Origin of the sequence: Eisenbergiella tayi (assembly GCF_001881565.1) — a bacterium.
Lineage (GTDB): Bacteria > Bacillota > Clostridia > Lachnospirales > Lachnospiraceae > Eisenbergiella > Eisenbergiella tayi.
In genome coordinates, this window is record NZ_MPDJ01000005.1 from 69376 (window position 1) to 95894 (window position 26519).

At 50.1% G+C, this 26519-nt stretch carries 17 protein-coding genes and 1 other annotated feature; all 17 genes read right to left on the reverse strand.

Features of this window, described 5'->3' with window-relative positions:
- Positions 1 to 5: 5 nt before the first annotated feature.
- A complete protein-coding gene (rpoB, locus tag BLA28_RS18515; RefSeq protein ID WP_071699281.1) occupies positions 6 to 3866 on the reverse strand; it encodes a DNA-directed RNA polymerase subunit beta in 3861 nt (1286 codons plus the stop codon).
- A 420-nt stretch (positions 3867 to 4286) separates the two neighbouring features.
- On the reverse strand, positions 4287 to 4664 hold the full coding sequence (gene rplL / locus BLA28_RS18520; protein ID WP_009256171.1) for a 50S ribosomal protein L7/L12: 378 nt from the start codon (positions 4662 to 4664) through the stop codon (positions 4287 to 4289).
- Between the two features lie 49 nt (positions 4665 to 4713).
- Positions 4714 to 5280: a 50S ribosomal protein L10 gene (rplJ, locus tag BLA28_RS18525; protein WP_009256172.1), complete on the reverse strand. Its 567-nt coding sequence runs from the start codon at positions 5278 to 5280 to the stop codon at positions 4714 to 4716.
- 88 nt (positions 5281 to 5368) lie between these two features.
- Positions 5369 to 5518: a sequence feature (ribosomal protein L10 leader region), on the reverse strand.
- Positions 5519 to 5884: 366 nt separating this feature from the next.
- Positions 5885 to 7786 (reverse strand): YcxB family protein, encoded by a 1902-nt coding sequence (locus tag BLA28_RS18530; protein WP_069157563.1) that lies wholly within the window; start codon positions 7784 to 7786, stop codon positions 5885 to 5887.
- A gap of 112 nt (positions 7787 to 7898) precedes the next feature.
- Positions 7899 to 9035, reverse strand: coding sequence for a DUF6709 family protein (locus BLA28_RS18535; RefSeq protein ID WP_009256174.1), 1137 nt, complete (start codon positions 9033 to 9035; stop codon positions 7899 to 7901).
- A gap of 38 nt (positions 9036 to 9073) precedes the next feature.
- Complete coding sequence (locus tag BLA28_RS18540) at positions 9074 to 10324, reverse strand: CapA family protein (protein WP_242880611.1); 1251 nt, start codon at positions 10322 to 10324, stop codon at positions 9074 to 9076.
- 423 nt (positions 10325 to 10747) lie between these two features.
- Positions 10748 to 11437 (reverse strand): 50S ribosomal protein L1, encoded by a 690-nt coding sequence (gene rplA, locus BLA28_RS18545; protein ID WP_009256176.1) that lies wholly within the window; start codon positions 11435 to 11437, stop codon positions 10748 to 10750.
- 93 nt (positions 11438 to 11530) lie between these two features.
- Positions 11531 to 11956 carry a 50S ribosomal protein L11 gene (gene rplK / locus BLA28_RS18550; protein ID WP_009256177.1) on the reverse strand — a complete coding sequence of 142 codons (426 nt, stop codon included), beginning with the start codon at positions 11954 to 11956 and terminating at the stop codon, positions 11531 to 11533.
- A 143-nt stretch (positions 11957 to 12099) separates the two neighbouring features.
- The gene (gene nusG / locus BLA28_RS18555; RefSeq protein WP_009256178.1) at positions 12100 to 12618 is read right to left on the reverse strand and encodes a transcription termination/antitermination protein NusG; all 519 of its coding nucleotides are present in this window, start codon (positions 12616 to 12618) and stop codon (positions 12100 to 12102) included.
- A gap of 15 nt (positions 12619 to 12633) precedes the next feature.
- Positions 12634 to 12840, reverse strand: coding sequence for a preprotein translocase subunit SecE (gene secE, locus BLA28_RS18560; protein ID WP_009256179.1), 207 nt, complete (start codon positions 12838 to 12840; stop codon positions 12634 to 12636).
- A gap of 29 nt (positions 12841 to 12869) precedes the next feature.
- Positions 12870 to 13019, reverse strand: a complete 150-nt coding sequence (rpmG, locus tag BLA28_RS18565) for a 50S ribosomal protein L33 (protein ID WP_009256180.1) — start codon at positions 13017 to 13019, stop codon at positions 12870 to 12872.
- 209 nt (positions 13020 to 13228) lie between these two features.
- Positions 13229 to 13816, reverse strand: coding sequence for a 4'-phosphopantetheinyl transferase family protein (locus BLA28_RS18570; protein WP_069157564.1), 588 nt, complete (start codon positions 13814 to 13816; stop codon positions 13229 to 13231).
- 2 nt (positions 13817 to 13818) lie between these two features.
- The gene (locus BLA28_RS18575) at positions 13819 to 14046 is read right to left on the reverse strand and encodes a phosphopantetheine-binding protein (RefSeq protein ID WP_009256182.1); all 228 of its coding nucleotides are present in this window, start codon (positions 14044 to 14046) and stop codon (positions 13819 to 13821) included.
- A gap of 18 nt (positions 14047 to 14064) precedes the next feature.
- Positions 14065 to 15723, reverse strand: a complete 1659-nt coding sequence (locus BLA28_RS18580; RefSeq protein WP_069157565.1) for an AMP-binding protein — start codon at positions 15721 to 15723, stop codon at positions 14065 to 14067.
- Positions 15724 to 15726: 3 nt separating this feature from the next.
- Entirely contained in the window at positions 15727 to 17220 is a 1494-nt protein-coding gene (locus tag BLA28_RS18585) for a response regulator (protein WP_044971090.1), read from the reverse strand.
- Between the two features lie 6 nt (positions 17221 to 17226).
- Positions 17227 to 19098 (reverse strand): sensor histidine kinase, encoded by a 1872-nt coding sequence (locus BLA28_RS18590; protein WP_044971089.1) that lies wholly within the window; start codon positions 19096 to 19098, stop codon positions 17227 to 17229.
- 22 nt (positions 19099 to 19120) lie between these two features.
- Positions 19121 to 26503 carry a non-ribosomal peptide synthetase gene (locus tag BLA28_RS18595; RefSeq protein ID WP_069157566.1) on the reverse strand — a complete coding sequence of 2461 codons (7383 nt, stop codon included), beginning with the start codon at positions 26501 to 26503 and terminating at the stop codon, positions 19121 to 19123.
- Positions 26504 to 26519 lie beyond the last annotated feature (16 nt).

Consider the following 26519-nt stretch of genomic DNA (forward strand, 5'->3'; position numbering starts at 1 on the left):
GCAGATTAATCAATGATTTCCTCAAAGCTCTCATCTATATCGAATTCCAGATCATCAGCGGTGTCCTCATCCTCAGCGGTCACCAGTTCTCCGCTCTCGTCATCAAATTCCTGTGCCTGATATCCGAGTTCACCAAGAGATTCTTTTTCTACTTTGTCGAAACCTTTGGAGTCGCCTTCGATTTCATAACGGTAATCCGTATCACCGTAATCAACCGTTTCCATGATTTCCACTTCCGTATTATCCTCACGCAGAACCTTTACATCCAGTGCAAGAGACTGCAGCTCCTTCAGCAGAACCTTGAAGGATTCCGGAATACCGGGTTCAGGAATGTTTTCACCCTTGATAATGGCTTCGTAGGTTTTCACACGTCCAACCACATCATCAGATTTTACTGTCAGGATTTCCTGCAGGGTATAAGCGGCGCCGTAAGCTTCCAGCGCCCAAACTTCCATTTCTCCGAAACGCTGTCCGCCGAACTGTGCTTTACCGCCCAGAGGCTGCTGTGTTACCAGGGAGTAAGGGCCTGTGGAACGGGCATGGATCTTATCATCTACCAGATGATGCAACTTCAGGTAATGCATGTGGCCGATAGTAACGGCGCTGTCAAAATACTCTCCGGTACGGCCGTCGCGCAGCCTTACCTTACCGTCTCTGCTGATAGGAACGCCCTTCCATAATTCTCTGTGGTCTCTGTTCAGCGACAGATACTGCAGTACTTCAGGACGAAGCTCTTCTTTATGCTTTGCTTCAAATTCTTCCCAGGTCAGGTTTACATAATCGTTTGCCAGATCCAGGGTATCCATAATATCATTTTCGTTTGCACCGTCGAATACCGGTGTTGCCACGTTAAAGCCGAGCGCTTTAGCGGCAAGGGAAAGATGGATTTCCAATACCTGTCCGATATTCATACGGGAAGGCACGCCTAGGGGATTCAAAACGATATCCAGAGGACGTCCGTTAGGCAGATAAGGCATATCCTCCACAGGAAGCACACGGGAAACAACACCCTTGTTGCCATGACGGCCTGCCATCTTATCACCTACGGAGATCTTTCTCTTCTGGGCGATATAAATACGAACGGCCTGGTTTACACCGGGTGAAAGCTCATCGCCGTTCTCTCTGGTAAATACCTTGGCATCCACAACGATACCATATTCACCGTGAGGAACCTTCAGAGAGGTATCCCTTACTTCTCTCGCTTTCTCACCGAAAATAGCACGAAGCAGTCTTTCCTCCGCGGTCAGCTCCGTTTCTCCCTTGGGAGTAACCTTGCCAACCAGAATATCCCCTGCGCGCACTTCCGCACCGATGCGGATAATTCCCCTGTCATCCAGATCCTTCAGGGCATCATCGCCGACACCGGGCACGTCTCTTGTGATTTCTTCCGGCCCCAGCTTGGTATCCCTTGCTTCGGCCTCATATTCTTCAATATGGACGGATGTATAAACATCCTCCTGTACAAGTCTTTCACTTAAAAGAACAGCATCCTCGTAATTGTAGCCTTCCCATGTCATGAAGCCGATGAGAGGGTTCTTGCCCAGCGCCAGTTCGCCTTCCTGGGTGGAAGGGCCGTCTGCAATTACCTGCCCCGTACTCACATGGTTGCCCTTGAATACGATAGGTCTCTGGTTATAACAGTTGCTCTGGTTGCTTCGTGCGAATTTGGTAAGATGGAATTCCAACTTTTCCCCGTCATCGCAGGTCATCTTAATCAGATTGGAGGATACATAATCTATCGTACCGGGCTTCTTTGCCACCACACACACACCGGAGTCAACGGCAGCCTTCACTTCCATACCTGTTCCTACCGCCGGAGCTTCCGTGGTAAGAAGGGGAACGGCCTGACGCTGCATGTTGGATCCCATCAGCGCACGGTTGGCATCGTCGTTTTCCAGGAAAGGAATCAGGGCCGTAGCCACAGAAAATACCATCTTGGGAGATACGTCCATGTAATCAAACATGGCCTTGGGATATTCCTGTGTCTCTTCACGGTAACGGCCGGATACGGAATTCCTTACGAAATGCCCTTCCGCGTCCAGGGCCTCATTCGCCTGGGCCACATGATAATTATCTTCCTCGTCAGCCGTCATATACACAACGTCTTCCGTAACCCTGGGGTTAGCCGGATCGGATTTGTCAATCTTACGGTAGGGCGCTTCCACGAAACCGTACTCATTAATTCTTGCATAGCATGCCAGGGAGTTGATCAGACCGATATTGGGTCCTTCAGGAGTCTCGATAGGGCACATTCTTCCGTAGTGGGAATAATGTACGTCACGTACCTCGAAACCTGCACGGTCACGGCTCAAACCACCGGGTCCCAACGCGGACAGACGTCTCTTATGGGTCAGCTCGCCCAGAGGGTTATTCTGATCCATGAACTGGGACAGCTGGGAGGAACCGAAGAATTCCTTAACAGCAGCCTGTACCGGTTTGATGTTGATCAAAACCTGAGGGGAAATTTCTTCCGCATCATGAGTGGTCATTCTTTCACGAACCACTCTTTCCATCCTGGACAGACCGATACGGTACTGGTTCTGGAGCAGTTCGCCCACAGCCCTGATACGTCTGTTGCCCAGATGATCGATATCGTCATCGTTTCCGATGCCGTATTCCAGATGGATATTATAATTAATGGAAGCCAGAATGTCTTCCTTTGTAATATGCTTCGGTATCAGCTCATGGATGTTTTTCCGGATAGCTTCCGCCAGCTCTTCCGGATCCTGGGAATATTCTTCCAGGATCTGCGCCAGGACAGGATAATATACCAGTTCGGTAACGCCCAGTTCCCTGGGGTTGCAGTCCACATAATGGGTGAGATCAACCATCATGCTGGAAAGCACCTTCACATTGCGCTCCTCTGTCTGGACATAGACGAAGGGTACCGCACAGTTCTGGATGGTATCCGCCAGTTCTGCTGTCACCTTGGTGCCGGCAACTGCCAGAAGCTCCCCTGTTGTGGTATCGATTACATCCTCAGCCAGTACTGCGCCGCGGATACGGTTTCTCAGCATAAGCTTTTTATTGAATTTATATCTGCCGACTTTGGCCAAATCATATCTTCTGGGGTCAAAGAACATGGCATTAATCAGGCTTTCCGCACTTTCCACGCTCAGAGGCTCGCCGGGACGGATCTTTTTATACAGCTCTAAAAGACCCTCCTGGTAATTCTCAGAAGTGTCTTTGGAAAAGCTTGCTTCTATCTTGGGTTCATCGCCGAACAGCTCTCTTATTTCGTCATTGGTGCCTACGCCCAGAGCACGGATCAGAACGGTAATGGGAACCTTCCTGGTACGATCCACGCGGACATAAAATACATCATTGGAATCTGTCTCGTATTCAAGCCAGGCTCCCCTGTTAGGAATTACGGTACAGCTGTAGAGCGTCTTACCAATTTTATCATGGCCGATTCCATAATAAATTCCGGGTGAACGAACAAGCTGGCTGACAATGACACGCTCCGCACCATTTATAACAAAGGTTCCTGTCTCAGTCATCAAAGGCAGATCGCCCATGAAGATTTCATGTTCTGTAATCTCTTCTTTTTCTTTATTGTAAAGACGTACCTTAACTTTTAAAGGGGCCGCAAATGTAGCGTCTCTTTCTTTACATTTCTCGATAGAATACTTCACATCATCTTCGCACAGTTCGAAATCCACGAATTCCAGGCTTAAATGGCCACTGTAATCTTCTATTGGAGATATATCGTCAAAGACCTCTTTCAGGCCTTCATCGAGGAACCACTGATAGGAGTCCTTCTGGACTTCGATCAGGTTCGGCATCTCCAAAACTTCCTTCTGCCGTGAATAACTCATACGCATGTTCTTGCCGGTGGCAATTGGACGTATTCTGTTCTTTTCCATTGACATTTCACCCCGTTCTTATGATTTGTTTACCATTCGTTTCCGCAAAAGCACTGTATGCGCCCCAGGGAAAAGCAAACGAATAGGCGTCTGCCGGCACCAACAGAACCCTCCGGCAGGCAGCTTGATATTAGTTTATCGGTTTTTCGCACAAAAATAGCATAACTTACCACAATAGTGCACTATCCATTCTACTACAAGGAATTTGGGAAGTCAACCAATATTTTTGTAAAATTGTGGATAACTTTGGAAATGAATTACAATTCCGCCGGATTTTAACCCTCGCGGCAGTCGCCAAGGCCAAGCCAGCCTGGCTTTGGCACGTTGCCCGCGGGAATAAAAAGAAACCTCTGCCGCACTGAATAGAACAGTTTGGCAAAGGTTTCTGCTATGTCATTCCAAAGTCTGAAGCACTCCTGATTATTTAAGAGTAACTTTAGCGCCTTCAGCTTCCAGTTTAGCCTTGATGTCTTCTGCATCATCTTTGGAAGCAGCTTCCTTAACAACCTTGGGAGCGCCGTCAACTACGTCTTTCGCTTCCTTCAGGCCGAGTCCGGTAACTTCACGAACAACTTTGATAACCTTAACCTTGTTAGGGCCAACCTCTGTCAGCTCTACGTCAAACTCTGTCTTCTCTTCAGCTGCTTCAGCTGCGCCAGCGCCTGCTGCTGCAACAACAACACCTGCTGCTGCGGATACACCGAATTCTTCTTCACATGCTTTTACAAGATCGTTTAATTCTAATACAGTTAATTCTTTGATTGCATCAATGATTTCCTGAGTGGATAATTTAGCCATTTTATTTACCTCCATTTAATTTGTAATTAATTTGCTTATCTGTTACGGATTATTCAGCTGCGGGAGCTTCTTCTGCAGTCTCAGCCGCGGGAGCCTCTTCTGCTGCTGCTGCAGGTGCCTCACATGCGCCTGCGCCGCCTTTTTCAGCCAGCTGGTTCATGACACGTGCAAAATTGGTGATAGGTGACTGAATGCTTCCAAGCAGCTTGGAGAGCAGTTCTTCTCTGGAAGGAATGAGGGAAATTGCAGCCATCCCCTGTGCGTCATATACAGTGCCTTCCACGACACCTGCTTTGATTTCAAGTTTGCTTGCAGTCTTTGCGAATTTTGCAAGTTCTCTGGCAGGTGCTGTAGCATCTGCGTTGGAAATCGCAATTGCGCTGGGTCCTTCCAGGAAAGGTGCCAGTGCTTCAAAGTCCGTTCCCTTGAAAGCAAAGTTCATCATTGTGTTCTTGTAAACTTTGTAGTTGATTCCTGCTTCACGAAGCTGTTTACGAAGAGCAGTATCCTGTTCTACGGTAAGTCCGCGGTAGTCAACCAGTACTACAGACTGTGCGTCCTTGATCGCTTCGGAAATCTCAGCAACTACAGGTGCTTTAAGTTCAACTTTTGCCATTTCTTTACCTCCTTATAGATTTTTCTGAAAACGAGTTCAGTGCCGAAAAGGAGTAAACGCCGCTGCGGCCGGAAGCCCTGAGGCTTCAGCCTGATATAAAAAACCTCCCTGTGAAGCCACAGAGAGGATAAGTTACGTAAATCTGCGTTAAAAACGTTAACTCTTTTCCTCGGCAGGCGTTCGTTCCTTATACCGGGCTACCGGTACCTGCTGTCTTCGGCTTGGTCAATTAAGACCTTACTCAGACTATCATAAAACATTTTTCTTGTCAATGCTTTTTTTTATTCTTCCGGCTTTCTTCCGGCTTTCTGCGGCATTTCAGCCCCACTCCGCCCGTTGAGCCTGTCTTTTCGGCCCGGGACTTCCTTCTCTTTGCTGCCGGCTCCGGCCATGCAGAGGATCCTGTAAGGGGCGTATAAACTCGCCGGTCCTTAGGCTGCGTTCTTTGCAGCCTTAGTACCGCTGCGTGTTTATCCGAGCGAGAGCAAAAACGACTAAAAGTCGTTTCCCCTCTAAGGACCTCTGCATGGCCGGAGCCGGCAGCAAAGAGAAGGAAGTCCCGGGCCGAAAAGACAGGCTCAACGGGCGGAGTGGGGCTGAAATGTTACTGTTTTGTAACAGGTTTATCCATAGACAGGCCTGTGGCCTTCCCGAATTGGCGCGCCCATTCCGGGGTACGGTAAAAAACAAGCGCTCCCTGACCGTTATCCCCCGTGACATAAAAACGCTCCTGGGTATCCGTCTGTTCCAGAATACTGTTCAGCACACCCAGGATATCCCCGTCGATCCAGTCATACTGCATATCCATTGCCCAACTGTATGTCTGCCCATCCAGCTGAAAAGCAACGTTCACGCTGCCGGTCCCTTTTTCCCAGTCCACCTTATCCGTATCTTCCCTTATATCCTCTATACCGTCAAGAGGGCTTCCCGGCGCCAGTGCCAGCATTCCCTCCAAAACCTCAATATAATCGGTACTGATATCCCAGCCCTCAAAATCAAACCAGAACAGTTCCTGTGAATAGCCGTCAATATTCCAGTCTTCATCATAGGAGGGCGCGCCCATGCCGCTCAGAAGCCATGTATAAGGATAGCCTTCCACATATGCACGCATCCTCTGTTCTTCCATAACGGAACGGGCAGACTCCACCGTTTCCTCCGGCACTTCCAGCCCCATGGATGAAAGTACTTTTACCTGCGTATCCAAAGGCACATATTCCGGATAATCTTCCGGCCGGAATTCCTCTTCCCAGCCCGGAACTGTTTCATATACGGGGTTTTCCAGGCTTTCCCGGATCAGGCGCGTATTTCTGTACAGCACGAACCCGGCAGCGCCCAGCACCACAAGCAGCATCAGGATACCGATCACTATGCCGAGCACCCAGCCCGGCCAGTATTTTGCGCGTTTCCCCGGGGTATAGACAAGGCCTTTGCTGCCGCACAGGGCGCACATGTCGGCCGCCTGCCCGGCGCTCACCATGTTTTCCTTAGGAATAGGAATGAACTGTGTCCGGTTCCTTTTAAACAGGAAAAACAAATATTCCGTTTCCACAACCCAGCCGAAATCCTCCCAGGGCAGAAAGCTCTTGCTTCCGCTCCCAATCCTCTCAATAATGCCGTCTTCCATCAATTCGATTTCCCACGGGCCATAAATATCATTCTGCACATCTCCCGCCTTGAGGCGGCGGCGTATGCCCTGTTCCGGATTTCCCTTCCATTTTACCAAATTTGCGGAAAACAGAAGCACAAACAATATGACCGGAAACCATGCGTTAGGGTCGTCGGTAAAGAGATACCAGCACAGCGTTCCCACAATAAAAATTACGGCATATATTCCTGTCACCAGCATCTGGCTGCGGGGAAATCCAAGGGTTCCCCCGTTAATCACCCCTATGGCCTCCCTGTATATCCATATCCATTTTTCCTGTTCCATAAAAAAGGAAAAACGAAACGTACCCGGCTGCTCCCCGGAAGACGCTGTTTGCTGTCCCGGATCCATTGCCTGTGTCTCTCTTCCCATGGCATCCGGAAAAGGTGCATAATTGGCAGGATTACGGATCAGATTCAGAAACGCTTCCAGCTCCTGCTCATTTTCAAACACCCGCAGCGGCATGGGATACCATGCAAAACGTTTTTTGGCCTGGGGATATCCCAGCATGAGTATATTTCTTGTTTTCCGGATTGCGGTAATTCGGCTGCACGGTATTTCGGAGTAGCCGAATGCGCTGCATTTAAGCATCCCATCCTCCACCCACATGATGCGCCTTTCCAACAAATGTTCTTTTTTCAGGAAACGGCATGTGCGCACCACATCAAAAGCAACTGCTGAAAGCAAAAAAATCAGCAGGACAATGCTGAACACCGGGACGATTAAGAAATCCACCGCACAAAGGATAAGCAGAATCAGCCACAGGGAAGGACGTTTGCAGTATACATCTGCCACCGCCCGGAAGCTGAATTCACGTAATTCTTTTTCCGTAAAATGAAAAGTATATTTTGACTGTTCCATATGCTGTCCTCATGAAAAGCGGCGGGTGGAGTCATTCCACCCGCCGACAGAACCCCGGCGCGGCCGCCGGACAGACACTCCTGTATGTCCGCTGTGCCGCCGCCCGTAAGTATTAATAACTGCTGTCACCGCCATCGCGGAAATAAGGATCCGCCTGTTCCATATTTTTAGCCGGATTATACTTGATATTCAGGAACTGGTCATAATTTTTCTGATAGCAGGTTTCCAGCTCTTTGCTATAGCCGATAACCATTTGAGGCTGCTCTTCTCCATAGAACTTAAGCGCCTCCTGGGTATGTGATTCAGAAAGATTAATTGCAAAAATTTTCCTTGCTGTCGTATAAAGCTTCATCTGGCTTACACTGTTTCTTCCGGTCCGTCTGTAATAATATCCCCATACCAATTCGCTGTTCGGCAGAATCTTCGCCTTGGGGCCGTCCATATACACCGTCCATTTTCTTCCTACCCACAGACTGTTCCCAACGGGATGGGCCTGGGAGAAATCCGACTCAATCGCGGCTATGGATACCAGGGAATTATCCCTCAGGTATGCATTGATGGAAGAAGCATAGCTGCTGTTAAAATAGTTTATTATATTGTAGATAAAGTAAATAAGGAATGCAAGCGCCGCCGCCATGCAGACCCAGAAAAAGCTTACCGCCTGTCCGCCGATTTTGGCCGTATCCACAGTATAAAGGTAAATTACATCATATTCACTTTCTTCCACGCCCATTTCATCCAGCGTTTCCTTATAGTATCTTTCCAGCTGTGAGCTGAGTCTCGTCCAGGTACCGGTAACCGTGGTTGTCTCCGGAGGCGCTACCGTCCCGGTTTCATCAAACCAGTAATCCCAGGTCTTATCGATCTTTTTATTAAGATCGGACTGCATATTCTTATTCATGTAAATACTGTAATAATACCAGATGGAAGCATTCTGCTCATAATCATCAAATGAATTGAACACAATATAGCTGTTGCCGTCTATCCTGGTGCTTTTGCTTCCCGATGAGGTATTTGTGGTTGTGGTGCTGTGTTCCACATAATCCGTAAGGTAATTTTCCACATCAATGGTAACGTATTTCCCTTCATAAGCATCCGGAGATGATGTAAGGTCAAGTTTTGTCGGTCCGGTGATCACATCAAAAATTGCAAATTTAGTCAAAGCCAGCAGACCAATTACAACGATTATGGATACTATCGCTCTGGTAAGCCGTGATTTTCCGGATTTTTTCTTCAATGTCTCCAGCATATTCATTTCTCCCCTCGTATCTGTTGTTTTTTATGTAATTAGGGTTTGGTCACAAACCCGTTTCCGTCAATCAAAACCTCCGGAGAAAGGCTCTGCATATAACGGATTACCCTGTCTTTTTCACTGCCGGCAAGCAGGGAGGTATAACAATCCTTCTGAAGTGCCGGAATGAACTGAAAGTTCTTCAGTGCTCCGCTTTCACTGTCAAGTGTAACCTTAACCAGGCAGGTGTCCAGTGTTTTGGAGTTAAACAGGAAATTTCCCAGGCTGTAAATTACGGGAGTTTCCCCGTAATAAGTGATCCCCTGCAGCACATGGGGATGGTCTCCGATGATTAAATCAGCTCCCGCCGCGGCTATCTTGGGCGCCTGTTCCTTTTGGGCCCAGTCAAGCTCTGAGGTGCTTTCCGTTCCCCAATGGATATAAACCACCACGAAATCGTTTTCTGCCTTCGCCCTTGTAACTTCTTCAAGCAGCATATCCACGTTCCGGCAGCGGAATACTCCGGGCGAGTTCTCCGTCGCCCCTTTGGTATCCGGATTATCCACCCGCTCTATCTGCGTTGCGGAAAGGAACGCGATCTTCACATCGCCTGCTATAAAGGAAACAGGCTTTACGGCTTCTTCCAGGTTCCTGCCGGCCCCCACATAGGGCATGCCTATGGATTGCAGCGTATCCAGCGTATCCGTGAGGGATACCTCTCCATAGTCATAGGAATGATTATTGGCAAGAGATACCAGATCCGCACCCATATCAATCAGATATGACGCATAAGCCGGATCCGCCCGGAAGGTAAATGTCTTACCCGGGGTCGGGCTTCCCCTTTTCGTATAGGTAAACTCATTATTTACCATAAAAATATCCGCTCCGCGCATCTGCTCTAAAAGCTCCGGGGCAATACTGCCGTCTATCCCTTTTCCCCTGCTTTTCATCTTAGCCATAACAGCATAGCCGTCGTCGAACAGAATGTCACCGGCAAATACAAGCGAGATCTCACCCTCCGCCGATGGGGTTACTGCATAAATATTCTGCGCCGCCATCGCATCGGGATCAGCCAGGATATCCGCATACTTCCCGGTATCTTCCTTCACATCCTCCGCCGCTTCTGCTGTTTCCCCATTAAAAAAGGAGATAACCTCCCCTTCCACGGAGACAGCCGCCAAAGCTATCCCTTCGTTTCCCAGAAAAGCCCAGCTGACAAGAAGCACCGCGCTGCCAAGCGAGATTGTAATGATCAGCGTCAGAAAAAAAATACTGAATCTGCCTGTTTTTTTCTTTTTTTTCCGCACTGCCAAACCGTTTCCTCCCGCTCTCTTTCCCGGATATTTTTATACTCCTATTATCAGGGCTAATCTTCATTCCGTCAAGTCCATACCTGTAATAGTATTTGTATAATTTCAATTTCTGCCTGTGCCGTACTTCCTGGCTGCCGACCTGCTTCCCGCTGTGGATTCCCTTCCGGTGAGTCTATGAACCCTGCGCAGGCACGTTCTCACTCTGCCAAAAACGCAGCGGTACTAAGATTGCACAGGACGCAATCTAAGGACCGGCGTTTTTAGAAGGCCTTTGCAGGGTTCATAGACTCACCGGAAGGGAATCCACAGCGGGAAGCAGGTCGGCAGCCAGGAAGTACGGCACAGGCGGAAATTGAAATTATACGTAACATAAAAAACACGGCCGATTCTTCGGCCGTGTCCGTATTAACGCGAGAATTAATATTTGGCAACAGATACCTTTACGCCAGGTCCCATAGTGGATGCCAAAGTAATGCTTTTCAGATACTGTCCTTTTAAAGCTGAAGGTTTTGCTTTTGTGATTGCATCCATAAGTGCATTGAAGTTCTCAAGCAGCTTTTCTTCAGTAAAGGAAGCTTTTCCAACCGGAACATGAACAATATTGGACTTATCCAGTCTGTATTCAATTTTACCGGCTTTGATATCGTTAATAGCCTTGGTTACATCCATTGTTACGGTACCGGCCTTAGGGTTGGGCATTAAGCCTTTGGGTCCCAGAACCTTACCGAGACGTCCAACCACACCCATCATGTCAGGGGTAGCAACAACAACGTCAAAGTCAAGCCAGCCTTCATTCTGGATCTTGGGGATGAGTTCGTCTCCGCCTACATAATCTGCTCCTGCAGCTTCTGCTTCGTTTACTTTATCACCCTTTGCAAAAACCAGAACCTTAACTGTTTTACCTGTTCCGTTGGGAAGTACAACAGCGCCGCGGATCTGCTGCTCTGCATGACGTCCGTCGCAGCCTGTTCTGATATGAACTTCGATGGTCTCATCGAATTTGGCGGTAGCTGTTTTCTTTGCCAGTGCGATTGCATCAGCAGGTTCATAAGCGGCAGCGCGATCTACTAATTTAGCGGCTTCGCTGTATTTTTTACCATGTTTCATTTTCAATTCCTCCGTTGGTTATTAACGCAGTACTTGTGTTTTCGGCCTCTCCCTGTGCGGAGTTGCCGGAATACTGCTCCCAATTAATTTGTTTTAGTCTTCTACTACAATACCCATGCTTCTTGCCGTACCAGCGATCATGCTCATTGCTGATTCCAGGCTTGCAGCATTCAGGTCAGGCATCTTCATTTCTGCGATTTCCTTAACCTTATCCTTGGAGATAGTTGCAACCTTGGTCTTGTTCGGAACACCGGAACCGGATTTTAAGTTGCATGCTTTCTTCAGCAGTACTGCAGCAGGCGGAGTCTTGGTTACAAAACTGAAGCTTCTGTCTGCGTAAACAGTAATTACAACGGGGATGATTAAATCACCTTTGTCTGCTGTTCTTGCATTGAACTGTTTGGTAAATTCAACAATGTTAACACCGTGCTGTCCAAGCGCAGGACCAACCGGGGGAGCTGGTGTCGCTTTACCAGCAGGAATCTGTAACTTGATGTATCCTGTAACTTTCTTTGCCATGTCAGGCACCTCCTAAATATAATGTGGTATGGCGCAGCCGGAATGCACGTGATTCACTCACGCGGCCCGCTCCTTCGCCCGAAGAGGGATGAAGCCGGAACGCTGCTTCCACAGTTCAACGGATTACTCCATTAAACATCAAACTATTGTGATTTACGAACCTCTGCAAAACTGATTTCAACAGGCGTTTCCCTGCCGAACAGCTCCACATTAATCGTAGCGGTCTGCTTGCTGTAGTCGATTCTCTGCACAACGCCGACCGTATCCTTCCAGGCCCCTGCAACAACAACGATCATATCGCCCTCTGCAAAGTCGATGGAAACATTCTCTTGCTTAATGCCAAGCGGCTTCATTTCCGCTTCCGTAAGCGGCACCGGTTTGCTTCCCGGTCCTACAAACCCTGTTACACCTCTGGTATTACGTACGACATACCAGGTATCATCATTCATGACCATGTTAATCAGGACATAGCCGGGGAACATCTTCTTCTGGACTGTTTTCCTTGCTCCGTTTTTCATCTCCACTACATCCTGCATGGGGACGCGGACCTCCAGAATTTCTTCTTCCAGGTGCCTGTTTTCTATTGTCTTCTCAATGTTGGCCTTTACCTTATTCTCATATCCGGAATAGGTATGGACCACATACCAGTTTGTTTCTGCCATACGTTACCCCCACTGTTATTTTACAAGGAAATCAACTGCATACTGAAGGATCATGTCCAATATGGCAATGACGCCTCCCAGTACAATTGAAACCCCAACAACAGCAACGGACTGTCTCAGCAGCAGATCCCTGTCCGGCCATGTGATTTTTTTGAATTCAGCTTTTACACCATCAAAGAATTTCGGCTTGGACGCTTTTTCTTCACTTGAGGAATTTCCCATTACTTACACCTCTCTGTCCGTTGGGCTGATTATTTGGTCTCTTTGTGCGTTGTGTGCTTCTTGCAGAATCTGCAGTATTTGCTGGTTTCCATTCTGTCCGGATGTGTTTTCTTATCCTTCGTTGTGTTGTAGTTACGCTGCTTGCACTCCGTACATGCCAATGTGATTCTTGTACGCATGGTATTCTACCTCCTTGCTTTTCTCTGTTAACCTATATTTTTCTCACGATAGTTTCCCGTCTTTATCCATTCTATGAATACCGACAAACGCCCGTGGTCAATCCCCTCCCGGGCAATTGACGTATCCGGTCTTTTCTGAATTTTAAGCATAAAAAAAAGACCTAAATCTCATCTCGCCATATGACTATAGCACAGGATATCCCGTAAAGTCAAGCATTTTCATAATAAAGGGATATGTTTTGAATTTCTTTTGCACACAGACAGAGGCTGTAGTCAGGACTGAAGGGAATGCTGCGAAGCTGTATGCCGTTGATCTCCTTTGCCAGCCCATCCTCCGAAGCGGCGGAAAACCCGCCGAAATCCTCACCGATACCGCTGCCCGTGAACTTCACATAGCTCTCCTTCGCCGCCCAGACGTCAAAGAAATCGCGGTAATTGTTCTTTTTCAGATATTCATTTTCCAGCGGATGGAAAAAACGCTTTGAAATATGTTCTCTTCTTCCTTTTGTATGCTGCTGCAGATCCAGGCCCACCTCCTGGGCAGCCATGGCGCAGGCCCAGAAATCCCCGCTGTGGCTGATGGAAAAATGAAGCCAGGGGTATTCCGGGAAATAAGGCTTGCCCCGCAGTCCCTTCTCCACCCGGAATGAAGCCTCCTTCGAAGGTCCTTCCCCTCCTTCCCCAAAAGCATAACGGGCCGCCGCCCTGGAAAGGAAAAGGGGGGACTGGCTTTTATCATCCCGCTTATCCTGCATACGGTAAATATAAACAGCAATCCCTTCCTTTTTCTCCATCATCTTTAAACCTCAAGCCCCTTTTCTTCCATATAAGAGATAACATCCTTTACCTGGTGCAGCTGCCACACATCCCTGTTTGGGATCGTCGTATCAAAATATTCCTCAAAGGCGCTGACAATATTCATGATTTCATAAGAGTTCAGCCTCAGATCCTGAACGAAATCCGTATCGTAATTAATGTCATTTTTGCCTGTAACCTGAAAAACAATTTTTCTTATCAGTTCCAGCATTTCAAATCTCTCCTTCTTTCAGACCATATGTCTCTTGATTTTTTTGGAAGCAGTCTTGGAAAACTCCTGCTCTCTTATATTCACCATCTGTACCTGCTGATAAAAGGGAAGGTGGGAATTGATTTTGTTTATTTCCTCCTGGAGCTGCTCCAGGATCTCATAAGAGGAAAGGCCCTTTGCCCTCTCCGGATCCGGATAGATGCTGGCCGCCAGCTTCACATCATCCGCAGAGGCCCCGCTTACGGCCCCGTATACCAGCACATCCTTCACCAGGGGGATCATGCCGATTTTTTCTTCCAGCTTCTCGGGAGAGATTTTTTTCCCGTTCTTGAATACAATCAGGTTCTTTTTACGTCCGGTTATGTACAGAAAGCCGTCTCTTCCCAGATAACCCAGATCACCTGTTTTGAACCATTCCCCCTGCATCACCTCGGCGGTCAGCTCCGGTGACTTATAATATCCGTTCATGACATTTTTGCCGCGGACAAGGATTTCCTCATTTTCGATTTTCACTTCACAGTGGGGAAGCACATGGCCCACCGAATCCATGTCATAGGAATAATTGCTGTTTACGGATACCAGAGGGGAGCATTCGGTGATGCCGTAGCCCTGAAGCACCAGAATGCCCAGCATAAGGAATTCTTCCGCGATTTCCTTATTCAGATGGGCGCCTCCGCAGATGATGGTGCGCAGGGTGCCCACACATTTCTGACGGACATCCTCCAGCACTTTGATCCTTGTTTTAATGCCCATTTTTCTCAGCACACGCTGCAGACGCAGAAGACGGCGGAGCCCTTCTTCCTGTCCCTCCCTCTCCGCATTCAGCCAGAGCTGGTTATGAATCGCTTCTATCATAAGGGGCACGGTCAGCATGGATTCCGCCCGGGACAGATGCAGATCCCGCATCACTGTTTTCAGGTCTCCGTTGATGATCAGGGCCGCCCCTCTCACCAGGGTGGCGAGCACCGCACAGGTCATGCCATAGGTATGGTAAAAAGGAAGGGAGGTAAACACCCTTTCTCCCGCGGATACATAGACGCTGGAATCGCTGGCATTGTAGAGAATGGCCTGGTTGCTGAGCATAACCGGTTTGGAAATGCTGGTGGTGCCGGAGGTAAAGGCAATAGCCGCCGTCTGTCTCACTTCTATGGGAGGATATACCGCCGGTCCGTTCTGGGCAAGATAGTTTTCTCCTTCCTCACACAGCCGGGAAAAAGTTAAAACGCCGTCCTCCTTCGCATCTCCCAGAAGCACGAACATCTGAATCCGCTCTTTCCCTTCCGGCACCTCCTCACAGATGGGAAGGCACACATCGGAGGCGAATACCGCCTCCACCTCAGCCATCTGCATCATCTGCCATATGCTTTCATTCGACTGCTCCGCGTCAATACATACCGCTGTTCCCCCGCAGGAAGCCACCGCAAGATAGGTAACTATCCATGCATAGCTGTTTTCACCTACTATCGCGATATTTTTGCCCGCAAGCCCGCGGCCGCAGATGGCCCCTCTCAGCTGGCTGACCTCTCCGGCAAGCTCCCGGAAGCTCCTGCTTTCTTCCGTCCGGTTCCTTAAAAACCATGATACGGCGGTTTTATCACCGAATGCCTTCTCTATTCCGTCCATAAATGCATCAAAGGTATCGTAATAGGTTACATCATTGCGTGGAAAATTCTTCATTTTTTATTCTCCCTCTCCTGATTCTTTTCCGGTATCATATTTTTCACCGAATTTTTCTTCTCCCATACTTTCCAGCATTTCCAGAAAAGCATCCACTACATGAGGGGCAAACTGTGTCCCTTTTCCCTTTTCCAATTCCTCCACGGCCGCCTGCAGCGACAGATTGCTGCGGTAATGCCGGTGGGAGGTCATGGCGTCAAAGGAATCAGCCACCGCAATAATCTTGGATTCCTCCGGTATTTCATCTCCCTTAAGCCCGTCCGGATATCCCCTTCCGTCAATTCGTTCATGATGGTGCCGCACGATGGGCACCACATCGTTAAACAGAGTGATGGCGGAAAGTATCTTGGCGCCTTTATCCGAATGTTTCTTTATGTTTTCATATTCCTGGTCGTCCAGTTTGTCCGGCTTCATCAGTATTTTATCGGAGATCCCCACCTTGCCGATGTCATGGAACAGGCCGGCCAGCCGGACTCTGTCCACAAACCTCTTATCCTTCTTCAGCCATTCGGCCAGATCCGCCGCCAGGTCGGAAACCCTGTCCGAGTGGCCCCTTGTATAAATATCTCTCTCATCCACAACGGTGCGCATCGCATTAATAATTTCCACATAGCTCTCATTCAGCTGCTCATAAGCCCTGGTAAGCTCTTCGTTTTTGGCGCTGACAAGCCGGTGGAGCTGGCTGTTATGAATGGCTGAGGATATCTGCCTGGTATAGATTTCCAGCATCTGTACCTGCACATACTCAGGCCCGGGACACATTGCCGTGCCCAGAACCCCTATGGCCTCATGCTTTTCATCCTCTATGGCCGCCAGCATGAGATCCTCCGTACAGATGACCGTCTGTCCGTCAAACCGGTTATTTTCCACAATACCCGGCACATCCTCCTTACGGATATTTCCAATCACGTGAATGGCCGCGTCTCCGTTCTCCTGCATGCCGGGCATCATAAGGAAGGCTCCTTCCCCCTGGAATACATCCTGGGCGATCCGGAGAATGCTTTCAAAAATGGACTGGGTGTTATCCAGATCATACAGCTGCGGCAGGGATTCCATGATCTGGGACAGCCCGCTTTTGTAATTCTGTATGATCCGCATCTGGGAAATGGATTTCACACAGGATTCCACCAGCAGCTCCAGCTGGTCAAAACGGTCGCTTTTCTCGTAATAGCCCTGTATATCCAGTTCTCTGATGGTTTTGATAGGCGGCGCCATGCTTTTATGGCCCGTCAGCAGGATGATGTATATATCCTTATCAAATTTGCGGATTTCCTCCACCACCTGATCGCCGCATATGGGTGTCATCAGAAAATCCAGAAGCAGTATGTCATAATTTCCCTCCCGCACCCGTTTGATGGCGAGATAAGGATCATTGATTACATCCACATAGTAACCGGAACGCTGAAAATATGCCTGTAACGTGGATGTCATGATGACGTCATCATCTAACGTCAGGATTCGGAAATCCTTATGCAGCGTCCTCCTGTTTTTTCTCATCCTCTTTTAATCCCCCTTGTTCTTTCCGGTTTTCTCTTCCTGTACCTCGCTCAGCGGAATGGAAACACCAACGATGGCGCCACCTTCCGGGTTATCCTCCACCCACATATTCCCGCCGAATTTTCCTTTGACCACAGCATCGGATATATAAAGCCCCAGGCCTGTTCCATGCGCGCCTTTATTGGTAACCATGGCCCTGAACAAACGCTCCTTCACTCCTGCGCTGATGCCGGTTCCCGTATCCTTTACATAAATCTTCAGGTTATCCTCATCCTTTTTCACACCGATGACGATATCCCCTCCGCCCACCTGCTTCTGGGAATAAATGGCGTTGGAAAGAAGATTGTTCAATACCTGCACCAGATTATTGACATCACCGCGGATAGTATAGGTGCAATTCTCTTCCGTTTCCGTTATTACCCTGCTGCCGCTGCTCATCAGCTCATGTCTCATGAGAAGCATACTTCTTTTTATCAACTCTTCTGTAGTAAACGTTGCATCAACATTGGTATTCACATTGGCCGCCTGTCCTTTTATGGCCGTAATGATATCCGACATATAGGAGGAAGATTCCCGGACCTTTTCAAACCACTGCTCCATTTCCTTAAAGATTTCCCGGTAATCGTCAGCGGTCACATCGGGATCTTCCAGGCTGTCCCTGCATTCCTCAACCAGATTTTCCACAGCTGAGATACACCCCGATATACTCATTATGGGTGTTTTCAGGTTATGGGCAAGGCCGCCTATCATCTGTCCCAGGGAAGCAAGGCGTTCCTGTTCCATCATCCTGGCCTGGCTGTCCTGAAGCTGCTGCATGCTCAGCTTCAGCTGGGTCACATCCTTAAAAATTACCACAAAACCGGACAGGATTTCCTTGATATACAAAGGGGTTACATCCACCACATAGTAATTCTTTCTTGTTCCCTCGCCGGTGTCTATGGTTACCGCCTGTTCGTAGGATATGGTGGAGCACGCCTCCCTGCTGGAGGTCACGGCGGTAAGCAGATTATATATGGCTGTTTTTTTATAGACATCCTCTTTTTTCACACTGTCGCTTAAGTACCGGCTTTTCACGATGCCATAGCCCGATGCCAGTATTTTTTCAAAGGGCTTGTTATAGCTGATAACCACACCCTTATCACTGAGTACCAGATAGCAGTCTGAAATCCAGTCCAGCACACGCTGCATAGCTATGGGCCTGATATCCAGAATATGAAGCTGGTATATGGCAATCCCGTTAAGGATGATGGGCACCATGAAGCTCAGCGGAGTGGCCGTAATCGGGAAGCTGTTTGTCACGGTAGCCAAAACGCTCACAGTCAGCGGGCTGAGACAGCCAAGGGAAAACATCAGGCACTGCAGCATATAAAGCCGGCTTTTATTATGCAGGGCAAAATTTATCATGAGGATCAGGCTGACAAGCTGGCACAGCCAGCTGTAAATTCCCGCTATGACGATGTAAGGGCCGAATACAATTTCACTTTTTATTGTGGAAAATACCCTGTAGTGCAAATGATGCAGGGGATTGGTCCATACCACCAGAATTGTGATCACAGGGATCACAAACAGCCATATAGTCTTTTTCGGCATTTGCTGCCATCCCTTAACAAAAATCAATGCAATACAGAGACAAAAAACCGGCATCACGGCACCCATGGTGTTGGTACAAGCGTCCCAGAACATGAGCGCCAGTGTATTATCCCTGGAAGTCAGCTTCATTCCCAGTAATGCGATGACACACAGACCGTAGGATCCCGCCAGCATGAGATAAAATTTATGGATCAGCTGGAGCCTCTTTACCTTGAAGCTCCAGATAAAAAATAATATGATTGCGATCAAAGCCGCTAAAAAGATGGCAGCAGAAAAATCGGAAACCATTTGCTTTCCCCCTTCACACGTCTTATGTAAACAGCCCTGAAAAGCCTTCGATCAGGCGGGCAGCCGGAGGGATTTCCCATCCGAAGCCTTCCTTTTTAAATGTCTCCAGGGTTTTGGAGCAGTCCACCTGTATCCTGCTTTCACCGATTCCCGTCCGGTTATAATAATCCAGGAGGGGAGCGAGTATATCCCGGTTTTCTTCATTCATCCGTTCCTGCAGCAGCATGCCATAGGATTCGTCCGGCACTATCACAAGATCAGGCACAAGCACCTGCGCCACTTCTTTCATGGATGGCGGCTGGGGATTCAGCAGATGCAGCGCCGTCCTGTCCGAACCTCCCAGGGCGATCACCGCGGCGGCACACCAGTCCACGGGTGTCAGATCCACGGGAAGAAGAGACATGGATTCCGTTATGGCTCCAAGAGCGCGGACCGCCCGCATCATAAGATATGCGGCGTTGCTCTCCGGATTCCGCTGGAACACATGATCCGTACACCGTCCCGTGATCCTTCCCAGCCGGTATACCCTGGCGTTCAGCCCTTTTTCTTCCATGGCTTTATAAATACAGGCCTCCGCAAGGAATTTACTCCTGATATATATGTTGTCTTCCCAGTTCTGGCCGATATAAAAATCGTCTTCCGTGAAAACCATTTGTTTTTCCGGCTCATCCTTCAGGAAATCACCGCTGATGCTGGCCGTGGATATATAGTGAAGCACAGCATCGGCCTGCAGGGAAAGTGCGATCATGGTTTCCGTACCGGTCACATTCGTATTCATGAATTCCCCGGCATCCGCCGCATAATGACGCACGTCAGCCGCACTGTGGTAAATCCCGTCAACCTCGTCCGCCAGAGCCTTCCATTCCCGCTCCTCCATTCCCAGACAGGGCAGGGACAAATCGCCCGCCGCCACCCGGATACGGCTTCTGATACCGGCTGTCCAGCCGGCTCCGAAATACCAGGAAAGAACATCCTCAAGTCTCTTCTTATCTCCGTTCCTGACCAGACAGATGATCTGTATTTTCCCCTGATCCAGAAGCTCCTTCAGCAGATGGGCCCCGAAAAAGCCGGTGGCTCCTGTGAGAAATACGGTGTTTTCCTTCTTATGATTTGGCCGCGCTGCCGGTACCTTCCCGGGATAGGCCGTTTTTGTTTCTTTTTTCTTCTCTCCTGCGCTGCCTGCGAGCAAAGCCGCCTGCGCCCTGGCCGTGGGATTTTCGTAAAACCGGGCCATGGTCATTTCCATTCCTTCATTAAAATACCTGCTCAGCACGCTGAGCGCTCCCAGGGAGGTTCCTCCCTGTTCAAAGAAGGAAATATCAGGAGAAAGATCTTCTCTGCCCAGGATTACCGACCAGATCCGAAGAAGCCTGTCCTCCAGCCCGTTCCCCGCAGCATTCTGCACCGCCTCAAGCCGCCCGTTTTCCGGCTGCGTTTTAACAGACACGGGGCTTTCCTCACTTCCGGCCATTCCTTCTTTTTCGGTCCACAGCTTCCTGAGGAGCCTTACGTCCACCTTCCCGTTGGGGGTGGCAGGGAGGCTGTCCACACAGCAGAAACGCCCGGGCACCATGACCTCCGTCAGGCTGGAACGCAGCCATTCCCTTATGGTTTCCTCTCTATCTTCTCCGCCCTCACCCACATAAAAGGCGATCAGCTCTGTGGAGCCGTCCGGTTTTTCCAACGGAACCACCGCCGCCTGCGACGCGGCTCCGGATTCCAGGATACCGTTTATGATTTCATCCAGCTCTACCCGCTGGCCGTTGATTTTTACCTGGCCGTCCCTTCTTCCCAGGAATTCTATCCGGCCGTCTGCCCTCAGGCGTCCCATATCCCCGCTCTTGTACATTTTCTGTTCCGGGAAATAGATATCCGGAAAAAACATTTCCGCCGTGAGCTCCGGCCGTCCGATATAGCCTTCGGAGATACCCTCTCCCGCCAGATAAAGCTCTCCCGCCGCCGTGGGCATCACCGGATTTCGATCCTCGTCAAGAATGTAAACCCTGCAGTTGGAAAGAGGGACGCCGATGGTGATCCTCCTTCCCGGAACGACCTCCTCCACAGTGGTGCATACCGCCGCCTCCGTAGGCCCGTACATATTAAGCAGCGTGCCTGCACATACCCTTCTGAAGCTTTCCGCCAGGCTCTCCGTGAGCGTTTCCCCGCCGGCAATTACAAGCTTCAGACCTGCAGCCGCCTCCCGGAAGCTTTCATTTCCCAGGCACATCTGCAGCCGGGAGGCCGTCATCTGTACAAACTGCGCGCCGGTATCACGTATGAGGCCGGCCAGCAGCCAGGGCAGCATCATTTCCTCTTCATCCGCCATCACCACGGGATTCCCCATGGCGAGCGGGAAAAGGGATTCCACAATAAAAATATCAAACATCATATTGGCGGTACAAAGCACCGGCCCCGTCACCGAAGCCATCAGCATTTTCATATTGGCGAACAGATTGGACAGGCTGCGGTGCCGGAGTATGACTCCCTTCGGCCTCCCTGTGGATCCTGATGTAAACAGGACGTGGATCAGATCCTCCCCGTTTATACCCGTGTCTTCCCAGGGAGCAGCCGTAAGCTCCTCCGAAGAAAGCAGGGGCAGAGCGGTCTTACCCTGCATATTCACCCGGTTCTCCTTGTCGCACAGCACTATTGACGCGCCGGCCGTTTCCAGAATATAACGCACTCTTTTTTCCGGGAGAGAAGGGGACAGCGGCACATAGGCACAGCCAGCCTTCAGGATTCCCAGCATTCCCGCCAGAAGCCATGGCGTACGGGCAAAGCAGAGGCCGATCCGATCCCCTCTTGCCGCGCCGGCCTCGTGCAGGCCTCCCGCCACAATTCCCGCCATTTGCTCCAGTTCCCTGTAAGTCAGCCTTTGTCCATGGTAAATGACCGCCGTTTCCCCGGGATACATTCTGGCCCGGTTCCTCACCATCTGATGCACGGGCTGATTCAGATAAGGCATAAAACGGTAGTTCGGGATTTCAAACAGCTCCATCCGATCGGATACATCCATAAGCGGCAGCTCACCGATTGTTTCCGCTCCCCCGTCCACCAGCGCCCTGACGATGCTCTCCATGCTCCTGCCATAAAGCCTGACAGTATCCTCCTCAAATAAGGATGAAGCGTATTCAAACTGAAGCCGGAACTCTTCTTCCTCCAGCACCAGCTCAATAAACAGCTCTGTTTTGGCTGTTCCCGTAAAAACGGGCACGTACTCCATGGGAATCCCCGCCAGCTCCAGCTTTCCCGTTTCAAAAGGACGCATGGAAAAAGCGGCCTGATAAAGCGGGTTGTCCGAAAAGCTTCTGGGCAGCCCCAGCATGGAAATCATTTCCTCCAGGGAACAGTCCGGATGCTCCAGCATACCGGTTACCTCCTGCCTCACATCCTGAAGATAACGGAGAGGCTCCGTTTCCTTATCGACGGCAATGCGGAGCGGCATGGTATTGATAAAGGGACCGCAGATTTCCTGCAGCTCCCTGTGGTTTCTTCCCGCCGCTGGCGTGCCTATCATGATCTCCCGTTTCCCTGAAACCGAAGAAAGCAGGATCCCGTAGGCCCCCAGGAACAGCATGTAGGGGGAAATTCCGTTTTCCCGGCACCACCCGGTACATTCCCGGGTGATTTCGGCAGATATCCGGTGGGTATAATTATGGCCCTGAAAATCAAAATTTTTCGGTCTGGGCTTGTCTGTGGGAAGCAGCAAAGGTTCCGGCAGAGGCGATAAATGCTCCTTCCAGTACCTTCTGTCCGTTTCCCAATCCGTTTTATTCCGGTTAGACAGGGCATAGGCATAATCCTGGTACCCCAGTTCTTCATATTCCTGTGCTCCTCCTTCATAATAACGGCTCAGACGCTTCGCAAGGATGGGCGTACTCATTCCGTCCGCAATGATATGGTGCACATCGATCAGAAGGAACCAGCCTTCCTCTCCATTCTGCCACAGTCCGGCCCGAAGCAGGGGCGCTTCTCCCAGACAGAAGGGCCTGCGGATCTGTTCCATCACTTCCTCAAGGGAATTTCCCTGCAAAACCGGAAGGGAAAAAGGAACCTCACCGCGGATACGGGCAAATATCCCGTCGTCCTCCTGCACAAAGGCTGTCCGGAAAATCCGATCGCCCGCAATCACCTTACGGAACGCCTCCTCCAGCTTTTCCGGTTCCACTTCGCCGCGGATCCGGAAAGCGCCGGGCATATGATAGGTAAAGCCCTCCGGGTCCATGCAGGACTGTACATAGATCCCCTGCTGGATGGGCGTGAGCGGATAACGTTCCAGCTCCGGCGCCGGACGCAGCTTCTCCTTATGCCTTTCTTCCCTTCCCGTCTCCTGCTCCCCGCCGATAAAACGGGACAGCCGTTCCGCGCTGCGGCAGGCATACAGATCGGAAATGCGCAGCAGCCTTCCTGTAAGATCCTCCAGCCGGGCCAGAACCTCCATGGCATTCAGGGAATTGCCTCCGCAAAGGAAATAATCATTATCTTTTCCCATCTCCGGCTGTTCCAGAACCGTCCTGAAAATCTCCAGCACCTGTCCGGTAAGAATATCGTCGGAGGCGGCGGAAACCTGCACATCCTCCCGGGGCAGGGGGAGCCTTTCTTCATCCACCTTGCCGCTGGGCGTCAGAGGCAGCCTGTCAAGCCGGATAAGAAAGGAAGGGATCATATATTTTGGCAGATAAGCCGCCGCATAGGAAAGCAGCTCCATCTCCGGTATCCCCGTATCGCTGCAGTAATAGGCAGCCAGGACCATCTGTCCGTTCATCTGACACACCCTTGCAGCCGCTTCCTTCACACCGGGATAGGAAGAAATGCAGTCCGCCACCTCCTGCGGTTCAATACGCAGCCCGCGCAGCTTCACCTGTCTGTCCAGGCGGCCTGCCAGGAGAATTTCACCCTCCGGAGTCCAGGCCGCCACATCCCCTGTGGCATAAATCCGTTCTCCGGCTTCGAAAGGATTCTCAAGAAAGCTTTTTTCCGTCAGTTCCGGGGCATTCCGGTATCCTCTCCCCACGCAGACGCCGCCGATGTACAGCTGTCCGAAAACACCAACAGGCTGTGGATTCATCCATTGATCCAGCACATACATCCGGCAGTTAGGCATCGGTTTTCCCACAGTGATGGCCGAAGCATCGCCCAGCTCCTTCATGCTCACCGCCACGGTCGTTTCCGATGGCCCGTACTGATTATAAATCCGGGCGCAGGTACAGTTCTTAAGCAGCTTAAGAAGCTCTCCAGTAAAGGCCTCCCCGCCGCAGACTATACTTTCCATCCGGTACATGGCACGGTAAAAAGAAGGCTCCTTCAGAAATGCCGTGAGCCTGGACGGCGTTATGGACAGGAAACCCACCGCATACCCGGTGATCAGCTCCGCCAGCCTGCGCGGGGACTCCTGGTCTTCATCCTCCGGCAGAATGATGGTCCTTGCATTGAGAAGAGCCGCCGTACTTTCCAGAGTAAACGCATCGAAGCCTACATTGCATACGGAAAGCACCGCCCCTTTCCCGTAAACCGGCTCCATCGCTTTCACCAGATTCAAAAGGCTTCTCTGCGTGATTTCCACTCCCTTTGGCTCTCCGGTGCTTCCTGAGGTATATACCACATAGGCAAGATCCTCCGATTTAGCCCTCGCCGGCGCTTTCCCCATACCGTTTCCGGTAAGCCTGTCCATGATCAGGAACCGGATATCCTCCGCTTCCCGGCCCATCTGTCCCGCCGTTTCCTCATCGGTGATCAGCACGCCTGCGCCGCTTTTTTGATAAATGGATAAAACCCTTTTTACCGGAAGCTCCGTGGACAAAAGCAGATATGCATTGCCCGACCGCAGTGTTCCCATCATTGCCGCCAGCAGAGGGAACTGCCTCGGAAGAAGGACGGCCGCCACGCCCTTTTCTTCCCCGAAAAACGGCTCCAGCCTGTCGGAAACAACGCCCGCCCATTCCGCAAGCTGCTCATAGGTCAGCCTTTTTCCACGGAAAATAGCCGCAGCGCGCTGCGGATATTCATTTACTGCCTGTTCAAATACCTGATACAGCCCGGTTTCCTCTATATACCGGCCGGTATTGTTAAATGTATAAAGGACCTTCTCCCGTTCCTCTCTGCCGAGCACAGACAGACGGCACAGGGGCTTGTCCGGGTTGTGCAGGGCCTCCATGAGAATGTTTACCAGATTTTCATGGAAACCTGCAATTTCCTCCCTGGTAAAAAACTGGGAAAGATAATCATAATCCACGCAATACTGCTTATGGCTTTCCATATTGCTCAGATGGATGCAAAGCTGTTCCGCCTGATAGCCGCTGTAGTGCCATCTTCCGTCAAAAACCACACGGGTGTCCTTATTTTCATAAACCACACTGTCCTGATAGGACAGCGCAATATGGAACAGTCTTCCATCCTTGTCCGCCAAATCCACAATATGGGAAAAAGGGAATCTCTGATGACGCAGAAGCTCATACCAGGCGTCCATCAATTCCTCATTGAACTGATTCAGACTCCATTCGTCCTGGATTTCATTATAAAAGGGAAGGGTGTTGACAAACATTCCGCTGCACTGCTTCAGCGTATAGCTGGAACGGTTAAAAACAGGCACGCCCACCGTAAAGCGGGAAGCGCCTCCGATACGCCGGAAATAGATGGCAAGAGCCATATAAAAGACAGCAAAGGGGGCAACTCTGTTGTTCAGACAATACAGATAGATAGCATGATTGAGCACCTGCGGAAGCCGGAAACTCATCCTTTGTCCCACAGGGCTGACCGCGGCACTCTTCACGGATTTGATGACGGAAGGCTCCCCCGCTTTTTCCACTTCCGCCTTCCAATACCGCTCATCCTTCCGATAAGCCTTTCCCGCCAGATACTCCTCTTCCTCCTGAAGATGCAGCTCATAGGAAGGGATTTCTCCCATGGAAGGATCCTCTCCTGCAAGCAGGGCCAGATATGTCCGGCTGATCCGGTTGCAGACCAGCATCTGAGTCCAGCCATCAGATATAATATGGTGAAGTTTGATAAAAAAACCACCGGCGCTTTCGCCGGTGCGGAAAAGGGAAAAACGATACAGGGGAGCATCCAGAACCGGAAACACCTCCCTGCTCATCGCCGTCTCCCAACTGGCGATTCCCTCCTGATCTGTATGGGAAAAATCATAGATGTCAAAAGTCTGTTCTTTATAAGGGGCAAAAAACTGCACAGGCTTATCTCCCTGCAGCGTAATCCGGGTCCGCAGGGTCGCATCGGCTTCCAGAAGCATGGTGATACTCCTCTGTAAAAGCACAAAATCAATTTTACCACGGATAGTAACCGTTGTGCTGATATGATTGATTGATGTTCCCGGATAAGCCTGTTCCAGATTCCAGATATTCAACTGACTCTGGGACAGAGGAAATACGGTTCTCCCTCCAAAATCCATTATTTCTTCCCGCCCT